Source organism: Alkalibacillus almallahensis (assembly GCF_011761495.1).
Classification (GTDB): domain Bacteria; phylum Bacillota; class Bacilli; order Bacillales; family Alkalibacillaceae; genus Alkalibacillus; species Alkalibacillus almallahensis.
In genome coordinates this window covers 1-1,719 of record NZ_JAASRU010000033.1, presented here as the reverse complement: position 1 = coordinate 1,719, position 1,719 = coordinate 1, and the positions used below count along the sequence as shown (strand labels likewise).

General features: G+C 41.2%; 1 protein-coding gene. It reads left to right on the top strand.

The features are described 5' to 3' along the window. Positions 1 to 493 precede the first annotated feature (493 nt). Positions 494 to 1,719, top strand: a 1,226-nt coding sequence (ltrA, locus tag FHR85_RS14265) for a group II intron reverse transcriptase/maturase (protein WP_243864275.1), incomplete at its 3' end; no start/stop codon positions are given.

The window sequence follows — 1,719 nt, the reverse complement described above, 5'->3', positions numbered from 1 at the left end:
TTTAGTTTGCCTGGCATGGGTGAGCTCTAACGGGTGAAAGTCCCGAGTGTGACCTAGTAGCGGTAAGCACATAGTCGAAGGCAAGGGTGTCCATGGTGACATGGAATCTGAAGGAAGCCCTAGACAAATCTCTGGTCTGACGAATAGGAACTATATAAGAGGCAACGTATGAGGATAAGACTGCTAAAGAAGTTGAAGTCCTATAGCTACTCATATCATACGGTGTAAATATAGCAGATAGATGGAGAGAAAGAGCTCGCACCTTAACCAGGGAGGTCTCATCATCTACATCAAAGACTTGTAGTGATATAAGTTTGGATGATGAGAAGTCAGCTGAAGCCGTAGTAGTGAAGACATCTAACGAAAGTTAGAAAGAGCGAAGGGCTGAACAATTTTATGGTTACGGAAATCTCGATTGGAAGAGGAAAAAGACCACTGGCATACCGCGTTAAAGTGGATACCATCTTTACGAGAAAGAAAGGAAGTAACAAGCATGTACGATGAAAAACTGTTGGACTTGATTCTTAGGAAAGATAATCTTGACGAGGCACAAAAACGCGTCATTAAAAACAAAGGTGCTGCTGGTGTGGATGGCATGACGATTCAAGAGTTGCCATCATATATGGTGGAAAATCAAAAGAATATCATCCGCCAAATCAAACGAAGAGAGTACCAACCAGCACCAGTCAAAAGGGTTGAGATTCCTAAAGATAATGGGGGAGTTCGCCTACTAGGCATTCCAACTGTGGTTGATCGGGTTATTCAACAAGCAATAACACAAGTTCTAACTTCCAAGTTTAACCCACAATTTCATGAACATAGTTATGGGTTTAGACCAGGACGAAACGCTGAAATGGCAATACGTCAGTCACTTGAATTTATGAATGAAGGTTACGAATGGGTGGTGGATATAGACCTTGAACGTTTCTTTGATACGGTCAATCATGACCGTCTTATGAACCTTATTTCGAGAACGGTGAAAGATGGCGATGTGATCTCACTCATTAGAAAATTTCTAGTAAGTGGGGTGCAATTAGATGAAGGGTATAAGGAGACCATCATAGGAACACCACAAGGTGGCAATCTATCCCCGTTGTTAAGTAACATTATGTTGAACGAGTTAGACCAAGAACTCGACAATCGAGGCCTTCGCTTCGTTAGATACGCTGATGATTGTATCATTATGGTCAAAAGCGAGATGTCCGCGAATCGCGTTATGCGCTCGGTATCAACATTTATCGAAGAGAAGCTTGGCCTGACCGTCAACACAACGAAATCAAAAGTAACCAAACCCAATAACCCTGATTTGAAGTTTCTTGGTTTTGGCTTCTTTATAGATTACCAAAGTCATGAGTATAAAGCAAAGCCACATCAGACATCCATCGAAACGTTCAAATATAAACTGAAACAGTTAACCAAAAGAAATTGGAGTGTTGATACGAAGTATCAAGTGGAACGGATTAACCAACTCATAAGAGGTTGGGTTAATTACTTTAGGATAGGTTATATGAAAAGCCTTTTGGACCGTGTTGACTCCCATACGAGGATTCGCCTAAGAGCGTGCATATGGACAAAGTGGAAAACACCTAAGAACAGGAGAAAGAATCTAATTAAATTAGGCATGAGTAAATACAATGCTTACAGAAACAGCTATACAAGTAAAGGTGCGGTTCGCACCGCTTACTCCTGGATTCTTACAACCACAATAACCAACAAGAG